This is a genomic window from Yersinia sp. KBS0713, assembly GCF_005937895.2.
GTDB lineage: Bacteria > Pseudomonadota > Gammaproteobacteria > Enterobacterales > Enterobacteriaceae > Yersinia > Yersinia bercovieri.
Genome location: NZ_CP042173.1, coordinates 1981954 through 2003557, shown reverse-complemented (window position 1 = coordinate 2003557; position 21604 = coordinate 1981954). Strand labels below are relative to the sequence as shown.

The window sequence follows — 21604 nt, the reverse complement described above, 5'->3', positions numbered from 1 at the left end:
CCATGGATCTCGCCACGACGAGGCGACGACCAACACCCCCCCATAACTCCAGGTATAAAACTCTCCGGTAGAACGTGGCTACCGGATAACGGTTAATCTAATTGCAGTTGTGGAATAACCTGCTTGGCGATAGCCAGATATTCACTGCGATCTTTACCACTTAAGCCTTCCGAACGCGGCAATTTGGCGGTTAATGGGTTAACGGCTTGCTGGTTCATCCAGAATTCATAGTGCAGATGCGGGCCAGTAGAACGGCCAGTGTTACCTGACAACGCAATGCGATCGCCACGTTTAACTTTCTGACCCGGCTTAACCAGCAATTTCTTCAAATGCATATAACGGGTGGTGTACTGGCGACCATGGCGAATAGCCACATAGTTGCCCGCCGCTCCACTGCGTTTTGCAATCACCACTTCACCATCACCAACAGCAAGAACGGGCGTTCCTACTGGCATCGCGAAATCCACACCTTTGTGTGGCGCAACACGCCCAGTTACCGGGTTAATGCGGCGAGGATTGAAGTTAGAGGAGATTCGGAACTGTTTCATGGTTGGGAAACGCATAAAACCACGGGCCAAACCAGAACCCTGACGATCGTAGAACTTACCGTCATCGGCACGAATAGCGTAGTAATCCTTACCGCCGGAGCGCATACGAACCCCGACCAACTGGCTCTGCTCACTGCGGCCATCAAGAATTTCACGTGACATCAAAACCGAGAACTGATCACCTTTGCGCAGTTTGGCGAAATCTAACTGCCACTGCAGTGCTTTGGTTACCGCACGAATTTCAGAGCTGGTTAAGCCCGCCTTCTTGGCACTGGTCACAAAGCTGCCATCAAGGCTGCCAGCCAGAACTTTGTTGCTCCACTCGCCCTTTTGTAGCTCTTTCGTCTCTTTGAATGTATTGCCGACACGATCATAAGTGCGCGTTTCACGGCGAGACATTTCCCACGTCAGACGTTGCAAATCACCTGCATCATTGACGGTCCAGGAGATTTGCTGCCCAATTTTCAAATTACGAAGGTCGCGGTTTGAGGTGGCGAGCAGGGAGACATCCGAAATATCGATACCATACTGGGTAAGAATGCTGCTCAGGGTATCCCCCGTAGAGACAACATACTCATGGACGCCGGTTTCGCTGGCATCTTTGGCATCTAATTCGTCTTGCGGAATTTCATCATCAGGTGTGGGCTGATCAATGGGTTCACTGGCTTCAGGTAATAAAATGCGGGTTTGACTGGTATCTAATACCACGCTCTTGGCGATCGGCTCATGCTCAGGGTGATAAACAAAAGGCCGCCAAACAGCTACAGCCAGTGTCATTACAGTCAACGACCCCAACATAATTCGATGGGGCCGAGGGAGATTGTTATACGCCAGAGTGATAGTTCGGACTATCTGCTGCACTTATGAGTATCCTTTTAATCTTGCTTCAGGCAGCTCACGTATTGGTTCGACAACTGAGACAGAAAGTCCACATAGCTGTCCTTGCCTAATACTATGCCGCTGCCCAAGGGATCCAACGTACCTGAACGGACGCCTGTTCCTTTGGCAACGGCATTAATGACGGCCGGCCTGAATTGTGGCTCAGCAAAAACGCATACCGCTTTGTGCTCAACCAACTGTGTTCGAATTTGATGTAAACGCTGCGCACCAGGCTGTATTTCGGGATTGACTGTAAAATGCCCTAATGGGCTCAAGCCAAAGTGTTTTTCAAAGTAGCCATAGGCATCATGAAAAACGAAGTATCCCTTACCTTGGGCAGGCTTTAGCATAGTAGCAATATTTTTTTCATTTTGCGCTAGTTGATCCTCGAATCGGCGCAGGTTTGCATCTAATTTGTCCTTATTTTGCGGCATAAGTTCCAATAATCTGTCGTGAATCGCGATTGCAGATTGTTTTGCTATGGTAGGCGACAACCAAATATGCATATTGTATTCGCCGTGGTGATGCTCATCACCACTATTATCTTTAGCATGATCATGGTCATGCCCTGCGGCTTCCCCTTCATGCTCCTCATCTTCATCACCTTTCATTAATAAAGGCATAATGGATGGGAGCTGAGCCAATGCAATTTGTGTTTTATCAGCAACTTGTGAAAGAGGTTTGGATAAAAATGCTTCCATTTCAGGGCCGACCCAAATAACCAGCTCAGCACTGCGTAACCGCTGGACATCTGATGGACGAAGCGCATAATCGTGCGGCGAGGCACCATCGGGCAATAAAACCTCAGTCGGTAACACGCCATCAGCAATGGCAGAGGCAATAAAACCTAATGGTCGTACTGAAGTAACGACCGCAGCTGAGGCAATATTAAATGGGTTGGCAATGACAATTGCGCTGGCTAGCATTGCCCGTTTTAGCCACTTATTTTTATGTAACATAATACGAATTCTCGACGTTTTGTTGAGTAAAGCGTAATATTATAACATCCATTCGGTTCTGCAAACGTAATCATAATGTCCACATTGGTAACTCTAAATAAGATATCCGTCACTTTTGGTTCTCGGCGGGTACTGAATGATATCTCCCTTTCTCTGCGTCCGGGAAGGATTCTGACTCTGCTCGGGCCAAATGGCGCAGGTAAATCGACACTGGTTCGCGTGGTGCTGGGATTGGTTGCCCCCACCAGCGGCACGCTGATTCGCCAGCCGGGGCTACGCATTGGTTATGTTCCGCAAAAGCTCCATCTGGATGCCACATTGCCTCTCACGGTCAGCCGTTTTATGCGGCTGAAACCCGGTGTCAAAAAGGCTGATATCTTGCCAGCACTTAAACGGGTACATGCCGCGCATTTGTTGGATCAGCCGATGCAAAAACTGTCCGGCGGTGAAAACCAGCGGGTGCTGCTGGCACGCGCATTGCTGAACCGCCCACAGTTATTAGTGCTGGATGAACCAACGCAAGGTGTTGATGTTAATGGGCAACTGGCACTGTATGACTTGATCGAGCAATTACGCAAGGAGTTGGGCTGCGCCGTGTTGATGGTCTCCCATGACTTGCATTTAGTGATGGCTAAAACCGATGAAGTTTTGTGCCTAAACCAACATATTTGCTGCTCCGGTGCGCCGGAAGTGGTTTCAACGCATCCTGAATTTATCGCCATGTTTGGCAATCGCGGTGCCGAACAGTTAGCCGTTTATCGCCATCACCATAACCATCGCCACGATCTGCACGGAAAGATTATTTTGAAAAACAGTGGGAGTCGTGACGCATGATTGAACTATTGCTGCCGGGCTGGTTAGCTGGCATTTTGCTGGCGACAGCCGCTGGCCCATTGGGCTCTTTTGTCGTCTGGCGGCGGATGTCCTATTTTGGTGATACCCTGGCCCACGCCTCGCTACTGGGTGTGGCATTCGGTTTGCTGCTCAATGTAAATCCTTTTTATGCCGTTATTGTTATGACCATGGTGCTAGCACTGATTTTGGTGTGGTTGGAGCGCCGTCCACAGCTCGCGGTCGACACCCTACTGGGGATCATGGCTCACAGCGCATTATCTCTGGGTCTGGTGGTGGTTAGCCTGATGCATAATGTGCGAGTCGATTTGATGGCCTATCTGTTTGGCGATCTGCTGTCAGTCACATTGAGTGATATCTGGTTGATTGCTGCTGGGGTGATGGTGGTCTTGGGGGTGTTGTGTTGGCAGTGGCGCGCTTTGCTATCAATGACCGTCAGCCCAGAATTGGCCCATGTGGATGGGGTTAATCTGGAGCGGGTTCGGATGTTGCTGATGCTGGTCACCGCACTGACGATAGGGTTATCGATGAAGTTTGTCGGCGCTCTGATTATCACCTCACTGCTGATAATCCCAGCTGCTGCCGCTCGTCGTTTTGCCCGCACACCTGAGCAGATGGCGGGAATTGCCGTCGGGATTGGTGTGATTGCCGTGACTGGCGGCTTAACCTTCTCGGCTTTATATGACACACCCGCCGGGCCTTCAGTGGTGCTTTGTGCCGCGGTGATGTTTGTACTGAGCTTGTCACAAAAAGCGCGCGGATAGTGGTTTTGATTGAGTAGGGCTTAGCTTGATAAGTCCTGAGGTTATTAACAAAGTGCCGGTTGCGGAGAGAACAGCTAGATCGTAAAGACGCCGTAAATCCCTCCCTGGAGGCTCGAGCCGCGCCATCCATGGCGCGGACGCTTTACTCTTCTACCCGTCCTCTCCGTTCCAGATCGCGTCATCGGGGTTTGTCAGCAGTCTGAGGGCTTATCTTAATAAGCCCCATTTTTATCGCCGTACTACCCGCTTTAAGGCGGTTAACTCCGCACCCCCTAGCTGTAGCTTACTCTTCGCGGGTGATACCAAAATGTTTGTAGGCATGATTAGTGGCAATACGCCCACGGGGAGTGCGCTGAATAAAGCCTTGCTGGATGAGATAAGGTTCCAGTACATCCTCAATGGTTTCCCGCTCTTCGCCAATAGCTGCCGCCAGGTTATCCAGCCCTACCGGGCCGCCCATAAACTTATCAATCACAGCCAGCAAGAGTTTACGGTCCATAAAGTCGAACCCTTCAGCATCGACATTCAGCATATCCAGTGCTTTCATCGCCACATCACCATCAATGGCACCATCAGCTCGCACCTCAGCAAAATCCCGCACGCGGCGTAATAGCCGGTTGGTGATTCGTGGCGTGCCTCTTGAACGACGCGCCAACTGGTGCGCCCCTTCAGCGGTTAACTCCAGCCCCATACATCTGGCGCTGCGCGAAACAATGTGTTCTAAATCAGCGACCTGGTAAAACTCAAGGCGCTGCACAATACCAAAGCGATCACGTAACGGCGAGGTCAATGAGCCAGCACGGGTCGTGGCGCCGATCAAGGTAAAGGGCGGTAAATCAAGTTTGATTGAGCGGGCTGCTGGGCCTTCGCCAATCATGATATCCAACTGGTAATCTTCCATGGCTGGATACAGAATCTCTTCGACGACCGGTGACAGGCGGTGTATTTCATCAATAAACAGCACATCGTGCGGCTCAAGATTGGTCAACATCGCGGCTAAATCACCCGCTTTTTCCAGCACGGGGCCGGAAGTGGTGCGCAGATTCACCCCCATCTCATTGGCGACAATATTCGCCAATGTGGTTTTACCCAAGCCTGGCGGGCCGAAGATCAGCACGTGGTCGAGTGCATCACCGCGCTGTCTGGCCGCTTGAATAAAGATTTCCATTTGCTCACGGACATGGGGCTGCCCGACATATTCAGCCAACAGTTTCGGGCGGATGGCCCGATCAATGCTCTCTTCATCACTGATAACGCCCGCTGAGATCAGGCGGTCGGCTTCAATCATCATCTTCCCCTATTTATAACGCGGCACGCAGAGCATCACGGATCAAGGTTTCACAATCCGCCCCCGGTTTAGCGATTTTGCTCACCAAACGGCTGGCTTCCTGCGGCTTATAGCCTAACGCCACCAAGGCTGAAGCGGCTTCAGCTTCAATATCCGCATCAGAGAGTTGTGATGAAGAGGAGGCCGGTAAGGTGATGTCGCCGGTATTGTTGAACAGGTCGCCATTCAGCCCCTTGAAGCGGTCTTTCATTTCGACCACCAAACGTTCAGCCGTCTTCTTACCAACACCCGGTAGTTTTACCAGTGTCGTAATATCTTCGCGCTCAACCGCTGCCACAAACTGCTGCGCTGACATACCGGAGAGAATGGCTAACGCCAATTTTGGCCCGACGCCATTCACTTTGATCAATTCGCGAAACAGTGCCCGCTCCTGCTTATCATTGAAGCCGTACAGCAGTTGGGCATCTTCACGCACGATAAATTGGGTAAAGATAATGGCTTCCTGCCCCAGTTCAGGCAGCTCATAAAAACAGGTCATTGGCAGTTGGACTTCATAGCCAACACCGTTTGCTTCCAACAGCACCAGTGGTGGCTGTTTTTCCAAAATGATACCTCTGAGGCGGCCTATCACGTGAATCTCTCCTTACCCATAATCCCCTTTGCACTTGAAGCTGCATAGATGCTAGCGGCAATTCAAATTACTTTGGGTAGAAACATAATTGGCTGTTTATAGCATAAAAAAGGCTGGATGGATATCCAGCCCGTAATAACAGTTAACCGGCTCGCATTAAAACCTGGGTCAACGGATCCTGCCGCGCGCCAATGTCATCTGATTATTACCCAATCGAAGGGTATTTTGGCTGAGATGACAGTGAGTGATGGCAATAGCCAAGGCATCGGCCGCATCGGCCTGAGGATTCGCAGGTAGCTTCAACAGTGAACGCACCATGTGCTGAACCTGGCTTTTTTCAGCAGCTCCCGTTCCTACGACGGTTTGCTTCACTTGACGAGCGGCATATTCAGAAACCGGCAAATTCAGGTTTACCGCAGCAACAATCGCCGCCCCACGCGCTTGCCCCAGTTTTAAAGCCGAATCTGGATTTTTCGCCATAAACACTTGTTCAATAGCAAAAAAATCGGGTTGGAACTGAGTGATGATTTCAGTCACGCCAGCATAAATCAGCTTCAGCCGCGTTGGCATATCGTCAACCACAGTACGGATACAGCCGCTACCCAGATAAGTGAGTTGGCGACCCTCCTGGCGGATGACGCCATAGCCGGTGACCCGAGAACCGGGATCGATACCTAATACGATCGCCATACCAATTTATTTACCTTGTTCGCCCAGTTGCGGCTCAACGATATGACTTTAGTGATACCGAGGGATAAAAGCACCACATTAATCGGGCCTCTGCGGCACTGCAAAAAACGCTGGCCACTAACAGTGACCAGCGATGATGACAGCTATCGCTAATGTGTAGCATGAGATAGCACAGCTTTACAGTGTTGCTGCAACTTCATCAGAGATTTCACCATTATGGTAAACCTCTTGCACATCATCAGAATCTTCCAGCATGTCGATCAAACGCAGCAGTTTTGGTGCTGTTTCGGCATCCAGATCCGCTTTGGTTGATGGGATCAAAGCGACTTCCGCGCCTTCTGCCACCAGCCCTGTGGCATCTAAAGCATCTTTTACCGCCCCCAGAGACTCCCAAGGCGTGAACACGTCAATGGCACCATCGTCATAGACCACGATATCATCTGCACCCGCTTCCAACGCCGCATCCATCACGGCATCTTCTTCCAAACCTGGCGCGTAAGAGATGACGCCTTTTTTGGTGAACAGGTAAGAAACAGAGCCATCAGTCCCCAGATTGCCACCGGTTTTGGTGAATGCATGGCGGACTTCAGATACGGTACGGTTACGGTTATCACTCAGACACTCAACCATCACGGCAGTGCCGCCTGGGCCATAGCCTTCGTAAATGATTGTTTCCATGTTGTTATCTTCGTCACCACCAACACCACGGGCAATTGCACGGTTCAGGGTGTCGCGGGTCATGTTATTCGACAGCGCTTTATCGATAGCCGCACGTAACCGTGGGTTCGCACCGGGATCACCACCACCCAGACGGGCGGCAGTCACCAGCTCGCGGATAATTTTAGTAAAAATCTTACCGCGTTTGGCATCCTGCGCCGCTTTGCGGTGTTTTGTGTTGGCCCATTTACTATGACCTGCCATAAGTATCTCCAAAATAGCCTAAAAGACGTACTCTTCAATCGCTTGCTGGTTGCTCCAGGATTTGGTCAATGCAGCGGCATCCGCCGCATTGAGCCACTGGTAAGCGAGATGTTCGGTGATCACCACATCTCGCTCTTCGGGTAGCGCCAGACAGAACCAATGCTCTTTATTCCGTGTCACACCCGGTGCATAGCGACGGCGCAAATGCGCAAAGAGTTCAAATTCCACACAGCGCTGGCAGTCGAACAGCTCCAGATTTTCACCCAGTATATCAATGCCGACCTCTTCCTTTACTTCGCGCTGCGCAGTTTGCAACGGGGTCTCCCCCTCCTCCAGACTGCCAGTCACTGACTGCCAGAAATCAGGATCATCTCGCCGTTGCAACATCAGCACCCGACCGCTGGATCTGGCGTAGATAACCGCCAGAATCGATTCGGGGCGTTTATAATTCATTACTGATTCTCTTCTTCCGCTGCACCTTTCTTCGCCACGACGCTGATAGACAGCTCTTGCAGTGAAGCAGGATTGGCAAAGCTTGGCGCGTCAGTCATCAGACAAGCCGCCGCCGTAGTTTTCGGGAAGGCTATCACATCACGGATGTTGTCAGTACCAGTCAGCAGCATCACTAAGCGATCCAGACCAAAGGCCAGACCCGCATGGGGTGGTGTGCCATATTTCAGTGCATCCAGCAGGAAGCCAAACTTCTCACGCTGCTCATGTTCATTGATGCCCAAAATACCAAACACCTGTTGCTGCATTTCAGTGCGGTGAATACGCACAGAACCCCCGCCCACTTCATAGCCGTTGATGACCATATCGTACGCATTGGCGATTGCGGTGGTCGGTGCTGCCGCCAACTGTTGCGGGCTCATCTCTTTTGGCGCGGTAAACGGATGGTGCATCGCCGTCAGGCCGCCTTCGCTGTCATCTTCAAACATCGGGAAGTCAACAACCCACAGTGGTGCCCATGTGCCCAACTGGGTCAGTTGCAGATCACGGCCCACTTTCAGACGCAATGCGCCCATGGCATCAGTGACTATCTTGTTGCTATCCGCGCCGAAGAACAGGATATCGCCGCTTTCTGCCTGAGTGCGAGTCAGAATCGCCTCCAGAACCTCAGCGCTGAGGAACTTGGCAATCGGGCTTTGCACCCCCTCCATCCCGGCTGCGCGATCGTTAACTTTCAACCATGCCAAACCTTTAGCGCCGTAGATGCCAACAAACTGGCCATACTCGTCAATTTGCTTACGAGTCACCTGTGCGCCGCCAGGAACACGCAGTGCTGCAACGCGGCCTTTAGTATCATTCGCCGGGCCAGAGAAGACTTTAAATTCCACCTCTTTAACCAGATCCGCAACATCCACTAATTCCAGTGGGTTACGCAGATCCGGCTTATCAGAACCGTAACGGCGCATGGCTTCGGCAAAGGTCATGACCGGGAAATCACCCAGATCAACGCCTTTGGTCTCCTGCCACAATTCACGCACCAGTTTTTCCATCACTTCACGCACTTGATCGGCGGTCATGAAAGAGGTTTCAACATCGATCTGGGTAAATTCAGGCTGACGGTCAGCACGCAAATCTTCGTCACGGAAGCATTTTACGATTTGATAGTAGCGGTCAAAACCAGACATCATCAGCAACTGCTTAAACAGCTGTGGTGATTGTGGCAAAGCATAGAATTTGCCTTTATGGACGCGACTTGGCACCAGATAGTCACGGGCACCTTCTGGTGTCGCTTTGGTCAGCATCGGGGTTTCAATATCGAGAAAACCGTGGCTGTCCATAAAGCGGCGAACAAAGCTGGTGATTTTGGCGCGGGTTTTCAGGCGATCAGCCATTTCCGGGCGACGTAAATCCAGATAGCGGTACTTCAGGCGCTGCTCTTCGCTGTTGATCTGATTAGAGTCCAGTGGCAACGGCTCAGAACGGTTGATGATATTCAGCGCGTTAGCAAAGATCTCCACTTCACCGGTAGACATATCTTTATTGATTTGGCTATCAGGACGCGCCCGCACGGTACCGGTGATCTGGATGCAAAATTCGTTACGCAGCTCTGATGCTTGCTCATAAGCCGCTTTATGGTCCGGATCGAAGAATACCTGAACGATGCCTTCGCGATCTCGCATATCAATAAAAATCAGGCCACCTAGGTCACGGCGACGATTAACCCAACCACAAAGTGTCACTTCCTGGCCCACATGGGACAGATTCAACTGCCCGCAATACTCAGTACGCATACAATATCCTTTTACTCAGCCGATGCCGCACGCGTTATACACTCTCCGTGCGGCTGTTTTCTGATGAACCCTTTTCAGGTATGCCTCAGCTACTACTGTCTGGTTTGCTCTTACTGCCCGGTTTGAAATCTGTCGCGTACCAGCCGGTGCCTTTCAATTGAAAACCGGCCGCAGAGATAAGTTTCGATAACGCAGGCTGATGACACGCAGGACATTGAGTCAGTGGCGCGTCGGAAAATTTCTGCAATTTCTCTAATTGATGGTTGCAAGCGCTACACACCCTATTTTATCCAAATCGACCGTCTATAGGCATAGGTATTTTTTGGATTAGCGTGTTGAAAAAGGGGGTCATTATAAAGGAAATTCGGAGCATAGATAAGAGCGAACGCACAGCTCAGGTGCGACAAAATCCCTTTCCGTGATGTTTTAACACATCATTTAACAAATTTCCCCCCTCACAAGGCGCGCCCGATAACCTATGCTGGCATAAATTGGTCAGCAGATTGAGCCAACCGCCGCTATTCTCCCGTCATGATCTCGAGGCCCGACATAATGAAACTTGATGCAAAAACCACCGCACTGGTACTGATTGATCTGCAACAGGGGATCTTGCCCTATGCCAAAGGCCCTTATAGCGCTGAGCAGGTCATCGCAACCAATGCGCGGCTGGCCGATAAATTTCGCCAACTCGGTGCTACAGTCGTGTTGGTGCGCGTGGGGTGGTCTGACTCCTTCGCTGAGGCGCTAAAACAGCCGGTCGATCAGCCTAGCCCTACCCCTGATGGCGGTTTGCCCGAGTCATGGTGGAGATTCCCTGAACAGCTGGCGGTGAGTGATCAGGATATTAAGGTGATCAAACACCAGTGGGGCGCGTTTTACGGCACTGATTTAGATTTGCAGTTGCGCCGTCGTGGGATTAAAAGCGTGGTACTGGCGGGCATTGCCACCAATATTGGTGTTGAATCGACCGCCCGTACCGCCTGGGAACTGGGTTATGAGTTAGTAATTGCTGAAGATGGTTGCAGCACGGCGAGTGCCGAGATGCAGCAGTTTGCGGTGAACCATATCTTCCCACGCATTTCCCGCGTTCGCAGCAGCACTGAAATTCTTGCCGCGCTAGACGCATAACGCCCCCATACACTCACCGGAATCACATCCTGGCCTGTGGGTGATTTCGGTGAACCACTATCACGCGCAGACAACCCCCTCTTTCCAAACGCTAAACTGAAACTCAAGAAATGACACTCCCGCCATTTTTCTAGCGACAGTGACCCGGTAGGCGGTTATCATCATTCAGCCAGTCTATGGTTGGGCAATGGAGTTAAAAATGGTTAGCTCGCTTTATGTCGTGTTGGGCGCACTGTTATTGATCAAACTTTCATTTGATGTGGTGAAATTAAGAAACCAGTACCGGGTAGCTTATGGCGACGGTGGTTTTTATGAGTTACAAACCGCCATCCGCGTACATGGTAATGCCGTAGAATATATTCCTATTGCTGTAATTTTGCTCATTATGATGGAGATGAATGGTGCACTGACGTGGATGATTCACCTTTGTGGATTGATGCTGATAGTCGGCCGCCTGCTGCATTATTATGGTTTACGCCATCGCGAAATTCGCTGGCGTCGCTCTGGGATGAGTGCCACTTATGTTTCTTTGGTATTGATGGTTATTGCTAATATTTACTACCTACCTTGGGATCAGATTTTCAGTCTAACCTGACCCTGTTACCGCGTTATCCGCTCCGCGCACCAAAGCCGCCGGAGCACTGTTAGTCCGGGCGGGTTATCCCCGCCTTCATGTCTCCCCCCGCTATCTCCTGCTTACCCTCGGTTTATCGCGCTTATTTGTCCATTTCTCTGTTATAATATGCGCCTTTAATTTCTTGTTAATGCCAATGACAGTCATGCCAAATCGCGACACTCAATCTCAAAACGATGCGCAACGCCAGCACGCTGGGGCGACAGAGCCACAGCGTGATAGCCTGTTTGCTGCCCCTATTGCCAAATTAGGTGACTGGACCTTCGACGAAAAGGTCGCTGAAGTGTTCCCTGATATGATCCAGCGATCGGTTCCCGGCTACTCCAACATTATCTCGATGATCGGCATGTTGGCGGAGCGTTTTGTGCAGCCCCATAGCCAGATTTACGATCTGGGCTGTTCGCTGGGTGCCGCGACACTGTCAATGCGCCGCAATATCAAGGCGGAAGGTTGCAAAATCATTGCCGTGGATAACTCGCCCGCGATGGTCGAGCGCTGCCGTCGCCATCTCGACGCTTTTCGCGCAGAGACGCCCGTCGACGTGGTGGAGTCAGATATTCTGGATATCAAGCTGGAAAATGCCTCGATGGTGGTGCTGAATTTCACTTTGCAATTCCTGGAGCCGGCTGACCGCCAACGGCTACTCAATCAGGTGTACCAAGGGTTGCGACCAGGGGGGGCCTTGGTGTTGTCCGAGAAGTTCAACTTTGAGGATAGCGATATCGGCGAACTGCTGTTTAACATGCACCACGATTTTAAGCGCGCCAATGGTTATAGCGAACTGGAGATCAGCCAGAAACGCAGCATGCTGGAGAATGTCATGTTGACCGACTCCGTTGAAACCCATAAACAGCGTCTGCATCAAGCCGGTTTCGAGCACGCGGAAGTCTGGTTCCAGTGTTTTAATTTCGGTTCGCTAATTGCCCTGAAAGCAGGAGAGGCTCAATGATTGAATTTGGCGATTTTTACCGGCTGATTGCCAAAGGCCCATTAAGCCCATGGCTAGATACCCTGCCCGCGCAGCTCAGTGCCTGGCAGCGCGAATCACTGCACGGCAAGTTTAAAACCTGGTTTAACGCGGTAGAGCATTTGCCGCAGCTCACCCCAACCTCACTGGATCTACGCGATGGCGTGCGGGCAGAGATGTTGCCACCTCTTTCTGCCGGTCAGCGGGAGGGGATGGAAAATATGTTACGCGCCCTGATGCCGTGGCGCAAAGGCCCCTTCTCTCTCTATGGGCTGGAGATCGATACCGAATGGCGCTCTGATTGGAAATGGCAGCGGGTATTGCCGCACATCACGCCACTGGACGGGCGCACCATTTTGGATGTCGGCTGTGGTAGCGGCTATCACCTGTGGCGCATGATTGGTGAAGGTGCCCAGTTGGCAGTGGGTATCGACCCGATGCAGCTGTTTTTGTGTCAGTTTGAAGCCATCCGTAAGCTGTTGGGTGGTGACCAACGTGCCCATGTGCTGCCGCTGGGCATTGAACAACTGCCCGAGTTGGCAGCCTTCGACACGGTGTTCTCTATGGGGGTGCTCTATCACCGCCGCTCACCGCTAGATCACCTCTATCAGCTAAAAAGCCAGTTGGTTAGCGAGGGGGAATTGGTGCTCGAAACATTGGTGGTTGAAGGCGATAGTCGGCAGGTATTGGTGCCCGGCGATCGTTATGCCCAAATGCGTAACGTCTATTTCATTCCGTCGGCACCCGCATTGAAGGAGTGGCTGGAAAAATGTGGGTTTGTGGATGTCAGAATCGCTGATATGGCGGTGACCACCACCGATGAGCAGCGCCGCACCGACTGGATGACCAGCGAGTCATTAGCTGAGTTCCTCGATCCAACAGACCCAAGCAAAACCGTGGAAGGCTATCCGGCCCCAGTTAGAGCCGTATTAATCGCTCGTAAGCCATAATCCTCAGCTATAAAAACGGCCCTCGGATTAACCACCGAGAGCCGCTAACAACGCTGTGGCTTCAGTCTCTGTCGCTAGACCCAAAGTCATTGGAGTTACAGCTAGGCAGCAAACGAGCAAATCCCGATGAGCTGACTTCGGTCAGTGATTCGGGTGAGAGAGTGCCGCTAACAACGCTGTGGCTTCAGTCTCTGTCGCTAGACCCAAAGTCATTGGAGTTACAGCTAGGCAGCAAACGAGCAAATCCCGATGAGCTGACTTTTGGTCAGTGATTCGGGTGAGAGAGTGCCGCTAACAACGCTGTAGCTTCAAGGACGAAGGATCTAGGCTGAACGTGAAAGTGGCGCGCCCATCACCAGCAAACTCTTCATCGCCTCAACCACTTCACCATCAACACAATAATGCGCAAACTCATCGACATCACTGTCGGCACACATAGTCACGCCAGCTTTGCGATATTTCATCGTCGAGGGAACCGAACGCCCCGCAGAGCTGTGTAACTCGCGAATACCGGCATCAATAAATTTCTGCATATTGGTCAGCCGAACACCCGCACCCGCCATGATAATCGGCCCTTGCGTTTGGGTGGCGGCGACTAAATCTTTCAGTAGTGACAGCCCCAGTTCCGCATTCTGTTGCTGGCCCGAGGTTAGAATCCGCGCCACATTCAGGTCGGTTAATTGCTGCAAGGCGACCATCGGGTTTTGACACATATCAAATGCACGATGGAATGTGACCGCCAGGTCACCGCTGAGGGACATTATCTCGCGCATCCGCGGCATATCAATATGCCCATCAGTATCCAGCACCCCCACGACCACGCCCGCAAAACCCATATCACGGATGCGCGCGATATCATTTTTGATGATGGCAAAATCATTATGGCTATAGCAGAAATCACCGCCCCGAGGTCGCACGATTGGATGCACCGGAATAGTTACGGTCTCTCTGGCTTGCATTAATGCACCGACGCTAGGTGTTAAACCCCCTTCGGACTGACCGCAGCATAGTTCAATCCGGTCGGCTCCTGCCTTTTCTGCTACCTGCGCACAATCGACGCTATAGCAACAAATTTCCAATTTAGTCATTATCTCCCCCGTTTGACGGATGCCACTGCGGCAGTTGTTTTACCCGGTAACTCTGGGCATAGATATCACCTAAGAATTGAATAATTCTATTTCTGAATAATTTATATGCTTAATATATCACTCGCGCTAAAGCTGGATCTCATCCCGCGCGCTAGAGACTTACTATGGCACCCATTTTGAGTTCGTGAGTAGATGTCAGTCACAGTGATAACCATAAGTGATAGTCGGTGTTGAAATAAATAACCCATTTACGTTAGTTATGGTTCTCGCTATCTATTATTTGCCGCAAGGTATATGGGTGAAATTTAATGGTTATCTCGCCATCACTCACCGCCAGCGTTGGGTTAGCTAAACGTTCATGCTCCCCTTGCGGTGAACTAAATTTTTCATTGATGCCCACGGGAAATGTCGCGGGTAGCAAGGCTCGGGCGCGGTGTTGCAGGGTTTGCGGGTCACCGGGCAAAACCAGCTCCACATGCTCCCAGCCCTGATGGGGATAATGGGTTTTCCCCGGATACGGCAGCTCAATGCAATCTATCTGCCAGGGGCCAATAGCTAAAGGTTGCGCTAAATCGAACAGACAAATGGGTCGGCCATTAATCTGCGTCTCGGACATCAAATTGCCACAATGTAATAATCCGCTACGCCAGCGCTGCGCGGTTTCAATTTGATAGCAGCGCAATGAAATATGGTCGGCGCTAAATTGAGTCAAATCCAAATTTAATTTGGCCGAAAAACTCACCAGTTTCTGCTCAAAAATTGGCAGATCAGTGATTAAATCCTGTAATTCGGCGATATCTTGCAAACGGCGCATCTGGCTCTCCTTTTAAGCGGCGATTTCCGACATTGAAGCGGCCATAATCTACAGTTATTAGCGCTAATCAGCCATATTTTATCTGATTGATTTATGGCACCACCTCAATCATTGCTAATAAAATAGTCAGTTGATCTCTTTGCGGGCTTTCTTCACCGCAACCACCGCCCCGATGCTGACGCCGAAAGGCAAATATGGTATAAATCCTGCCATCTTGCGACTAACACGCTGTCAGCCCGCCCCACCGTCACTCATTGATTGCGGTATCAGGCGCTGGCCTCGTTTGAATTAACTGGCACAGAGACTCTTTTGTGCATCACTAATGTCTCTTTTGTGCGTAATTAAGGTAACCCGGTGAATATTCAGGCTCTTCTCTCAGATAAAGTCAGCCAGGCGCTGATTGCAGCAGGTGCTCCAGCAGGTAGCGAAGCTCAAGTTCGCCAATCTGCCAAAGCGCAATTTGGCGATTATCAAGCTAATGGCGTCATGGCCGTTGCCAAAAAAATGGGCATGCAACCCCGACAACTGGCAGAAAAAGTCATTGAGCTGCTTGATCTTGAGGGTATTGCCAGCAAGGTTGAGATCGCCGGCCCCGGTTTTATCAATATTTTCTTAGACCGTCAGTGGGTTGCCAGCAAAGTAGAGTTCGCGTTAACAGCACCCAAACTGGGCGTGGCACCGGTTGAACCGCAAACTATCGTGGTTGACTATTCGGCACCTAACGTGGCTAAGCAGATGCACGTCGGTCACCTGCGCTCAACCATTATCGGTGATGCGGCGGTGCGGACTCTGGAGTTCCTGGGGCACCATGTTATCCGCGCTAACCACGTCGGCGACTGGGGCACACAGTTCGGTATGCTGATTGCGTATCTGGAAAAAATGCAGAATGAAAGCGCCAGCGATATGGACCTATCGGATCTGGAGCTTTTCTATCAGCAAGCCAAGAAAACCTATGACGAAGACGAAGAGTTCGCCCTGCGCGCCCGTGCCTATGTGGTGAAACTGCAAAGCGGCGACGAATATTGCCGTCAGATGTGGCGCAAACTGGTGGATATCACCATGGCGCAGAACCAGATTGCCTATGATCGGCTAAATGTCACCCTGACCACAGATGATGTCATGGGCGAGAGCCTATATAACGCCATGTTGCCGGGCATTGTTGCGGATCTGAAAGCCAAGGGTCTGGCAGTCGAGAGCGACGGGGCCACTGTGGTCTATCTGGATGAGTATAAAAACAAAGATGGCGAGCCAATGGGCGTCATTATCCAGAAAAAAGATGGCGGTTACCTCTATACCACCACGGATATCGCTTGTGCCAAGTATCGCTATGAAACACTGGGCGCAGACCGCGTGTTGTATTACATCGACACTCGCCAGCACCAACATCTGATGCAAGCATGGACTATCGTGCGCAAAGCCGGTTACGTCCCTGAGTCAGTGCCACTAGAACACCATATGTTTGGCATGATGCTGGGGAAAGATGGCAAGCCATTTAAAACCCGCTCAGGTGGCACGGTTAAGCTATCCGACTTGCTGGACGAAGCTATTGAGCGTGCCGGCAAATTGATCGCCGAGAAAAACCCGGATATGCCTGCGGATGAACTGAAGCAGGTGGTGGAAGCGGTCGGTATTGGCGCGGTGAAATATGCCGACTTGTCAAAAAGCCGCACCACCGACTATATCTTCGACTGGGATAACATGCTGGCGCTGGATGGCAACACCGCACCTTACATGCAATATGCCTATACCCGCGTGGTTTCGGTGTTTAAACGTGCAGGCGTTGATGAGAATAGCCTGACACTGCCACTGGTGATAACCGAAGATCGTGAAGCGGCACTGGCAACGCGCCTGCTGCAATTTGAAGAGGTCATCACTACCGTCGCCCGCGAAGGGACGCCTCATGTGATGTGCTCCTATCTGTATGACGTAGCGGGCTTATTCTCCAGTTTCTACGAGCATTGCCAGATCCTGAATGCCGCAAGTGAAGAGATCCGCCAAAGCCGCCTGAAACTGGCGATGCTGACGGCAAAAACCCTGAAGCAAGGTCTGGATACCCTCGGTATTCGCACAGTAGAGCGGATGTAGTTCTCACCGCTCGCCGTTTTAGCTAATAATTGACGACAAAAAAGGCCCCAAGGGGCCTTTTGCTGTTTTATCATCAAACCGATTGACCATCAGCAGGTCACATCAGCCATTGCTTCGCCGGGCAAAATCTCGCAATTTGAATCCGAGTAACGCCAGTGAAGCAAAGTAGGCAATCACCCCCGCCGCCACCACTGCCGATAAGCGCAACAGCCGATAAGCCATGCCGCCGATATCCCACGCCGGCATGACCCACAACAGCCCCAGCAACACCGCTGACATCACAATCACGCCGATAACCAATTTCGTCAGGAATAGCGCCCAGCCGGGTTGCGGCTGGAAAATCTGCTGCTTACGCAACTGCCAATACAGCAAGCTGGCATTCAGACATGCCCCAAGACCAATCGACAGCGATAGCCCCGCATGTTTTAGTGGCCCGATGAAAATCAGATTCATCACCTGAGTCAATATCAGTGTGACAATAGCAATCTTCACTGGGGTTTTGATGTTTTGGCGCGAGTAGAACCCCGGTGCCAGCACTTTAACCACAATCAGCCCCATCAGACCAACCGAGTAAGCTACCAGCGCTCGCTGGGTCATCGCGGCATCAAAGGCACTGAATTTACCATACTGGAACAGTGACACCACCAACGGCTTAGCGAGGATCCCCAATGCCACCGCACTGGGTAACGCCAGCAAGAAACAGAGGCGCAGACCCCAATCCATCAGTCGGGAATACTCATCATGGTTACCGCTGGAGAAGCTTTTTGCCAGTGAGGGCAGCAAAATGGTGCCTAACGCCACGCCCAGGACACCGGATGGAAACTCCATCAAGCGGTCAGCATAGTACATCCAGGAGACAGAGCCTGAGACCAGAAACGACGCAAAAATAGTGTTGATGATCAGTGAGATTTGGCTGACGGACACCCCAAGGATCGCCGGCCCCATTTGGCGCATCACCCGCCAGACCCCCGCATCACGCAGTGACAACCGCGGCAGTACCAGCATACCTATCTTTTTCAGATGAGGCAGTTGATAACCCAATTGCAGCACCCCGCCCACCACCACGGCCCAGGCCAGCGCCATCACCGGGGGATTAAAGTAAGGCGCGGCAAAGAGTGCAAAACCTATCATGCTGATATTTAGGAAGGTTGGTGCAAACGCGGGAATGGAGAAGCGGTTCCAGGTATTGAGGATAGCCCCCACCAGCGAGGCCAGTGAGATCAGCAAGATATAGGGGAATGTCACCCGCAGCAGCGCAGAGGTGAGTGCAAATTTATCGGGGGTGTCGGTAAAACCGGGGGCGGTAATAAAGATAACCCAAGGTGCTGCCAACATGCCCAATATCGTGACTACCGCCAGTATCAGGGTTAATAAGCCGGAGACATAGGCGACAAATGTTCGTGTCGCCTCCTCGCCCTGCTGGCTCTTATATTCAGCCAGAATCGGCACAAAAGCCTGCGAGAATGCCCCCTCAGCAAAAATACGCCGCAGGAGATTAGGCAATTTAAAGGCCACAAAAAAGGCATCCGTTGCCATACCTGCACCGAAGACCCGCGCCACAATGGCATCACGGGCAAAGCCCAATACGCGGGAAAACATGGTCATTGAACTGACGGCTGCCAGTGATTTCAGTAAATTCATAGGTTTCTGATCTGGGGTTAGGGTGGGCATCAGCGCTGCCCTGATACTGTTTAAAAACAGCCGCCAGTCTACGTAACCGGCTATGAATAGCCATCGAAAAGTGTAACAACTTACTGAGAGCGCTGATCTTTTGTTCATGCTTGCTCAGCGCCTCTAACCTAGCCCGCACTCTACTGCTGTAACATCACTTCTATCATGCGTTGAGCATAAATCGCCTCTTCACCCGAGAGTTGCGGGGCCGTTTGATGGCTCACCGCGTCAATAAAGTGACGTACAGCCCCGACAAAGCCGCGCTGCTCCAGGGTGGTTTGCCAACCGGGGGCGGGCAAACTAATCACCTGCCCATCAGACTCCTGCTGCCACTGGCGCATATCATTAATCTGATAACAGCGCCCGGAGCTGATAGCTTGCACACTCTCCCGCTGAGTACCGGCATCGCGATGCATACTGGTGGTTATCAGGCAATCGCCCGCGTCGAAATGGTGCTCGGCATACAACATCTGCCCCTGCGCGTTGGTTTGCACGCGGCCGCTGGTCAATGTTGCCGACTCCCCCGCCAGCCATAACGCGGTATCCACCACATGCAGATAGTCATCCAGCAAGGTAAAACGGGCACTATTTGGCCCGATGCCGTTTTGGCGATGTTTCTCCATGCGCAGTGAGGTCGGCAGGGCCATCTCTTGCTTAAGCTGCTGGTATAACGGCGAAAAACGGCGGTTAAAACCGACCATCAACGCCAACTTTTGTTTGGTGGCCAAAGCGATCAACTGCTCCGACTGCGCCAGTGTTTCAGCCAGCGGCTTATCGACATAAACATGAATTCCGGCCTGCAACAGCTCACTCACCACCTGAAAATGGCTGGCGGTGCTGCTGTGAACAAAAATAGCATCACACTCAGCGGCGAGGGTATCCAAGCGCGAGAAATAGCGCATTCGGTAGCTGTCGCACACCGACTGCGCCTTAATTTGATTGGGCGAAAAAGCGCCAATCAGCTGCCAATCGAGCGCTTGGGTCAGGATCGGCAGATAGGCTTTTTGCGCAATCCCCCCCAGGCCAACGATACCCACACGCAGTTTTTTGCCAACGCCCGCTTTGTTCATAGCATCCTTATCAATCATCTAACTGGATCAGCACTTCATCCAAACGGCGTGTCAGCGCCATAACCTGTTGCTCAAGCTGCGCAACTCGGGCTTCAAGGGTGCCGGTTACCCCGTCAACACCCTCGTCTGCGGGTGCAGTTGCTGCCGCATCGCCGCTAAACAGATGCCTATAGCGACTCTCGCGTTTACCCGCCTCACGGGCCAGACGCGCCACAAATGGCCCATCTTCACGTTGGGAGAGCTGACTCAGCACCGCTTCGGTCTCGCTCACATCCGCAAACTCATACATGCGGTTGGTGCGGGTGCGCAACTCACCTGGCGTCTGTGGGCCACGTAATAGTAGTGTGGTGATCACCGCCAACTCCGCTGGGGAGAATTTAAGGTTACCAAACTCAGAATTGCAGAAACGGTGCTCATACTTCATGACCCTATTGCCGCTTTGTGTGCGGATAAGGTGTTTTTTCAGCAAAAAATCCAGTGTCTGCTGCACATCCGATTCGGATAGCTCCATCACCGGTTCACGGTTAGTTTTCTGATTACAAGCTACCGTCACACCATTGAGCGACATCGGATACTGCTCTGACGTCGTCACCTGTTTTTCCAGCAAACAGCCAATCACTCTGGCCTCTAATGCATTTAGACTCTGTTTCATCCTGACCTCAGCGCGTGGGTGTCCATTCTTTGTTAGTCAAGGCCGTCAGCACATGATCGCGCCACTGGCCGTCAATCAGTAAATAATCCTTCGCGTAGCCTTCGCGCTCAAAACCCAGGCGCTCAAGTAAGCTGCCACTGCGATGATTATGCGGCATATAATTAGCCATAATACGGTGCATCCGCTCCTGCCGCTGCATATAGCGAATCAGCGGTTGCAACGCTTCAAACATTAAGCCCTGCCCCTGCCAGCGCTCACCTAATGAGTAACCCAGGAAACAGGCATGAAAGGAGCCGCGCAGCACATTGCTGAAGTTAGCGACCCCGCGCACCTCTTTCTCCTCCGCATCTAGCAAAATAAAGTAGTAGGCGCTGCCCTGTTTTTGTAGCTCCATGATCATACCCAGCCGCGCCTGCCAACCGGACGGCATGCAGTGGCTTTGATCACGCACCGGTTCCCAGGGTTTGAGAAATACCTGATTTTCAGCGTAATACTCCGCCATGCGGTAAGCATCACGCTCATGAACCAGCCGCAGTGACATGCGGTCAGTGGTTAGGCGTATTTTAGGTGTTGCTGAATGATAGCCGAACATCTGCTCCCCTTGGCGGTGCGCTGCACCTAATTTAGCATTTAGCGGCTAACGGCGACTCTAAGCTTCAATATACCTGTTACACCGCTGTCGCGTAACACCACCCTTGCGCTCTTTTCAGATATCAACACCACAAAATGGTGTCATTGAAGGACTAAAAAATCATTCTATGATGAAATTGTCG

General features: G+C 51.7%; 22 protein-coding genes. 7 read left to right on the top strand and 15 right to left on the bottom strand.

The window, feature by feature from the left end; translation table 11 throughout:
- Positions 1–92: 92 nt before the first annotated feature.
- Both mepM and znuA read right to left on the bottom strand, forming a co-directional pair.
- Positions 93–1409 (bottom strand): murein DD-endopeptidase MepM, encoded by a 1317-nt coding sequence (gene mepM / locus FFE93_RS09350; protein ID WP_032896137.1) that lies wholly within the window; start codon positions 1407–1409, stop codon positions 93–95.
- A gap of 14 nt (positions 1410–1423) precedes the next feature.
- A complete protein-coding gene (znuA, locus tag FFE93_RS09345) occupies positions 1424–2386 on the bottom strand; it encodes a zinc ABC transporter substrate-binding protein ZnuA (protein WP_049600150.1) in 963 nt (320 codons plus the stop codon).
- A gap of 75 nt (positions 2387–2461) precedes the next feature.
- Between znuA and znuC the strand changes: the two genes are divergently transcribed.
- Both znuC and znuB read left to right on the top strand, forming a co-directional pair.
- The gene (znuC, locus tag FFE93_RS09340) at positions 2462–3220 is read left to right on the top strand and encodes a zinc ABC transporter ATP-binding protein ZnuC (RefSeq protein ID WP_005270181.1); all 759 of its coding nucleotides are present in this window, start codon (positions 2462–2464) and stop codon (positions 3218–3220) included.
- On the top strand, positions 3217–4002 hold the full coding sequence (znuB, locus tag FFE93_RS09335; protein ID WP_032896133.1) for a zinc ABC transporter permease subunit ZnuB: 786 nt from the start codon (positions 3217–3219) through the stop codon (positions 4000–4002). The genes znuC and znuB overlap by 4 nt, the downstream gene beginning before the upstream one ends.
- A 283-nt stretch (positions 4003–4285) precedes the next feature.
- On the opposite strand, the gene ruvB is transcribed toward znuB, so the two are convergent.
- The 7 genes from ruvB to FFE93_RS09300 all read right to left on the bottom strand — a co-directional run bounded on the left by ruvB (position 4286) and on the right by FFE93_RS09300 (position 10052).
- Positions 4286–5290, bottom strand: a complete 1005-nt coding sequence (ruvB, locus tag FFE93_RS09330; RefSeq protein ID WP_032899200.1) for a Holliday junction branch migration DNA helicase RuvB — start codon at positions 5288–5290, stop codon at positions 4286–4288.
- Positions 5291–5303: 13 nt separating this feature from the next.
- Entirely contained in the window at positions 5304–5921 is a 618-nt protein-coding gene (ruvA, locus tag FFE93_RS09325) for a Holliday junction branch migration protein RuvA (protein WP_032899199.1), read from the bottom strand.
- A 168-nt stretch (positions 5922–6089) separates the two neighbouring features.
- On the bottom strand, positions 6090–6611 hold the full coding sequence (gene ruvC / locus FFE93_RS09320; RefSeq protein ID WP_005279945.1) for a crossover junction endodeoxyribonuclease RuvC: 522 nt from the start codon (positions 6609–6611) through the stop codon (positions 6090–6092).
- Between the two features lie 177 nt (positions 6612–6788).
- A complete protein-coding gene (locus FFE93_RS09315) occupies positions 6789–7532 on the bottom strand; it encodes a YebC/PmpR family DNA-binding transcriptional regulator (RefSeq protein WP_005272090.1) in 744 nt (247 codons plus the stop codon).
- A gap of 18 nt (positions 7533–7550) precedes the next feature.
- Complete coding sequence (gene nudB, locus FFE93_RS09310; protein WP_032896889.1) at positions 7551–7985, bottom strand: dihydroneopterin triphosphate diphosphatase; 435 nt, start codon at positions 7983–7985, stop codon at positions 7551–7553.
- A complete protein-coding gene (gene aspS / locus FFE93_RS09305; protein WP_005272087.1) occupies positions 7985–9772 on the bottom strand; it encodes an aspartate--tRNA ligase in 1788 nt (595 codons plus the stop codon). The genes nudB and aspS overlap by 1 nt, the downstream gene beginning before the upstream one ends.
- 85 nt (positions 9773–9857) lie before the next feature.
- Positions 9858–10052, bottom strand: coding sequence for an FmdB family zinc ribbon protein (locus FFE93_RS09300; protein ID WP_071984890.1), 195 nt, complete (start codon positions 10050–10052; stop codon positions 9858–9860).
- Between the two features lie 272 nt (positions 10053–10324).
- Here FFE93_RS09300 and FFE93_RS09295 point away from each other — a divergent pair, with 272 nt between their 5' ends.
- From FFE93_RS09295 to cmoB, 4 genes are all read left to right on the top strand, one after another.
- Positions 10325–10900, top strand: a complete 576-nt coding sequence (locus FFE93_RS09295; protein ID WP_049600145.1) for a hydrolase — start codon at positions 10325–10327, stop codon at positions 10898–10900.
- A gap of 199 nt (positions 10901–11099) precedes the next feature.
- On the top strand, positions 11100–11495 hold the full coding sequence (locus tag FFE93_RS09290) for an MAPEG family protein (protein ID WP_019209819.1): 396 nt from the start codon (positions 11100–11102) through the stop codon (positions 11493–11495).
- Positions 11496–11679: 184 nt separating this feature from the next.
- Complete coding sequence (gene cmoA / locus FFE93_RS09285; protein ID WP_032896886.1) at positions 11680–12483, top strand: carboxy-S-adenosyl-L-methionine synthase CmoA; 804 nt, start codon at positions 11680–11682, stop codon at positions 12481–12483.
- Positions 12480–13451 carry a tRNA 5-methoxyuridine(34)/uridine 5-oxyacetic acid(34) synthase CmoB gene (gene cmoB, locus FFE93_RS09280; RefSeq protein WP_049600135.1) on the top strand — a complete coding sequence of 324 codons (972 nt, stop codon included), beginning with the start codon at positions 12480–12482 and terminating at the stop codon, positions 13449–13451. The genes cmoA and cmoB overlap by 4 nt, the downstream gene beginning before the upstream one ends.
- A 323-nt stretch (positions 13452–13774) precedes the next feature.
- Here cmoB and cutC read toward each other — a convergent pair whose 3' ends face one another.
- Together cutC and FFE93_RS09265 are read right to left on the bottom strand one after the other, a co-directional pair.
- Entirely contained in the window at positions 13775–14539 is a 765-nt protein-coding gene (gene cutC / locus FFE93_RS09270; RefSeq protein WP_032896882.1) for a copper homeostasis protein CutC, read from the bottom strand.
- Between the two features lie 253 nt (positions 14540–14792).
- Positions 14793–15353: a VOC family protein gene (locus FFE93_RS09265; RefSeq protein WP_005272071.1), complete on the bottom strand. Its 561-nt coding sequence runs from the start codon at positions 15351–15353 to the stop codon at positions 14793–14795.
- A 354-nt stretch (positions 15354–15707) separates the two neighbouring features.
- On the opposite strand from FFE93_RS09265, the gene argS reads away from it, so the two are divergent.
- The gene (argS, locus tag FFE93_RS09260; RefSeq protein WP_005272066.1) at positions 15708–17438 is read left to right on the top strand and encodes an arginine--tRNA ligase; all 1731 of its coding nucleotides are present in this window, start codon (positions 15708–15710) and stop codon (positions 17436–17438) included.
- Between the two features lie 102 nt (positions 17439–17540).
- Here the strand turns inward: argS and murJ are convergent, their stop codons facing one another.
- From murJ to rimJ, 4 genes are all read right to left on the bottom strand, one after another.
- Positions 17541–19079 (bottom strand): murein biosynthesis integral membrane protein MurJ, encoded by a 1539-nt coding sequence (murJ, locus tag FFE93_RS09255; protein ID WP_005272063.1) that lies wholly within the window; start codon positions 19077–19079, stop codon positions 17541–17543.
- 170 nt (positions 19080–19249) lie between these two features.
- Positions 19250–20197, bottom strand: a complete 948-nt coding sequence (locus tag FFE93_RS09250) for a Gfo/Idh/MocA family protein (protein ID WP_186367703.1) — start codon at positions 20195–20197, stop codon at positions 19250–19252.
- A complete protein-coding gene (locus FFE93_RS09245; protein ID WP_138775058.1) occupies positions 20190–20831 on the bottom strand; it encodes a DUF480 domain-containing protein in 642 nt (213 codons plus the stop codon). Before FFE93_RS09245 ends, FFE93_RS09250 begins: the two co-directional genes overlap by 8 nt.
- Positions 20832–20838: 7 nt before the next feature.
- Positions 20839–21423: a ribosomal protein S5-alanine N-acetyltransferase gene (gene rimJ / locus FFE93_RS09240; RefSeq protein WP_005272053.1), complete on the bottom strand. Its 585-nt coding sequence runs from the start codon at positions 21421–21423 to the stop codon at positions 20839–20841.
- Positions 21424–21604: the final 181 nt, after the last annotated feature.